General features: G+C 68.0%; 3 protein-coding genes. 2 read left to right on the top strand and 1 reads right to left on the bottom strand.

Going from position 1 to position 1,745, the window contains the following annotated elements; translation table 11 throughout:
* Window positions 1-746, bottom strand: a 746-nt coding sequence (locus Q4C89_RS14990) for a ZIP family metal transporter (protein WP_303103422.1), incomplete at its 3' end; no start/stop codon positions are given.
* Between the two features lie 83 nt (window positions 747-829).
* Here Q4C89_RS14990 and Q4C89_RS14985 point away from each other — a divergent pair.
* Complete coding sequence (locus tag Q4C89_RS14985) at window positions 830-1,399, top strand: chromate transporter (RefSeq protein WP_303103421.1); 570 nt, start codon at window positions 830-832, stop codon at window positions 1,397-1,399.
* Window positions 1,396-1,745 (top strand): chromate transporter (locus Q4C89_RS14980; protein ID WP_303103420.1); only part of this gene is annotated, 350 nt, incomplete at its 3' end. The genes Q4C89_RS14985 and Q4C89_RS14980, both read left to right, overlap by 4 nt.

Genomic DNA, 1,745 nt, shown 5'->3' with positions numbered 1-1,745 from the left:
CCGCGCTGGGCTTCGGGAATCAGTTCTTCGATGACCACGAAAATCATCGCCCCTGCCGCAAAACTCAGGGCGTAGGGGAGCAGCGGCAGTGCCCCACCGACAAACAGCGCCCCTAGAAAACCGCCGACGGGTTCCACCAGCGCCGACGCCTGCCCGAACATAAAGGCCCGCCGCCGCGACAACCCCGCCGCCCTCAGCGGCAACGCCACCGCCAGCCCCTCGGGGATGTTTTGCAGGCCGATGCCGAGGGCCAGCGCCAGAGCACTGCCGATGGTCGCCCCCTCGACATTGGCTCCCGCCGCACCGAAGGACACGCCCACCGCCATGCCTTCGGGAATGTTGTGCAGCGTAATCGCCGCCAGCAGCAGCGCCCCCTGCGACCAGCGGGCGGGCGGCCCCTCGGCTTCGTCGCGGGACAGACCTGGGTGCAGGTGGGGCATGACTTTGTCCAGCAAGCCCACGAACGCCGCGCCCAGCAAGACCCCTATGGCAGGGGGAATCCAGGCGGGAACCCCCTGCTTTTCGGCAAATTCGATGGCGGGGGCGAGCAAAGACCAGAAACTCGCCGCCAGCATCACGCCCGCCGCGAAGCCCTGCGCGATGTTCAGAAGGCGGTTGCTGACCGAGCGCGTGAAAAAGACCAGCGACGCCCCCAGTGCCGTCAGCGACCAAGTGAAGACTGTGGCTGCCAGCGCCTGCATGGGGGGAGAGAGGCTGTCCAGAAACGGCAGGTTCACGCGGGGCATTGTGACACAGGGTTGAGCCTATTCAAGACGGAGATAGGAGCGTATCTACCTTAGAGACAACACGCGGAATGTATTCTGTTTTCATGTTGCCTGCTCCCACGCCGCGCCGTCCTGAAGAACTCTTTCGCCTGTTCGTGGGAGTGGCGCTGGCGGGGATCGGGGGAGGGCTGCCCGCCCATGCCCGGCGTCGGCTGACCGAACGTGGCTGGCTGTCCGAACTGGAATTCGCCGAGTCCTTCACCCTGGCGCAGCTCACGCCGGGGCCGAACGCCGTCAATCTGGCGGCGATGGTCGGGGCACGGCTCGCTGGGGGGCTGGGGGCGCTGGCTGCCGTGCTGGGCGTCCTTTTTCCGGGACTGCTGGCGATGCTGGCGGCGTCGGCGCTGACCCTGGGGCTGCCGGGTGGTCTCCCGCCAACGTTGCAAAGCGCCCTGCACGGCGCGGCGTGCGCGGCCCTGGGCGTGATGCTGACGGCGGTTCTCCCGGTGCTGCGGGTCGGCCTGAGCGTGCGCGGCGGGCCAGGGCTGGCGGCGCTGACTTTCGTGGGGCTGGGACTTTTGCGGCTCGACCTGCTTCCCGTGCTGCTGGGGTTGCTGGCGCTGGGGCTGTGGCTCAACCGTCCAGGGCAGGCGGGTGGGGAGGGGGCCGCGTGAGCCTGCTGACCCAGCTGTTCACCGAGTTTGCCCGCCTGGGCCTGATTTCCTTTGGGGGCACCAACTTTGCCGAGATGGAGCGGGTGCTGGTCGGAGAGCGTCACTGGATTTCGCCGCAGACCCTCGCCAGCGGCTTCGCGCTGGGCCAACTCATGCCTGGGCCGAACATGCTGGCGGTCACCTACTACGGCTACGCGGCGGCGGGACTGGCGGGGGCGCTGGTCACTACCTTGGGCTTTTACGGCCCCACGGCCCTGCTGAGTGCTGCCGCCATGCTGCTGTGGCGCAAACACAGTGAACACCGCTGGGTGCGGGCTTTTCGGGACGCCCTGCTGCCGTTCGGGGC

Origin of the sequence: Deinococcus sp. (assembly GCF_030523985.1) — a bacterium.
Taxonomy (GTDB): Bacteria; Deinococcota; Deinococci; order Deinococcales; family Deinococcaceae; genus Deinococcus.
Note: the sequence above shows the minus strand (reverse complement) of the source record. Positions and strands in the feature narration are given on the sequence as shown.

What these genes read in the sequence shown, in the direction of transcription:
- Q4C89_RS14985 (WP_303103421.1), top strand. Translation starts at nt 830, where the DNA reads ATGTTGCCTGCTCCCACGCCGCGCCGTCCTGAAGAACTCTTTCGCCTG.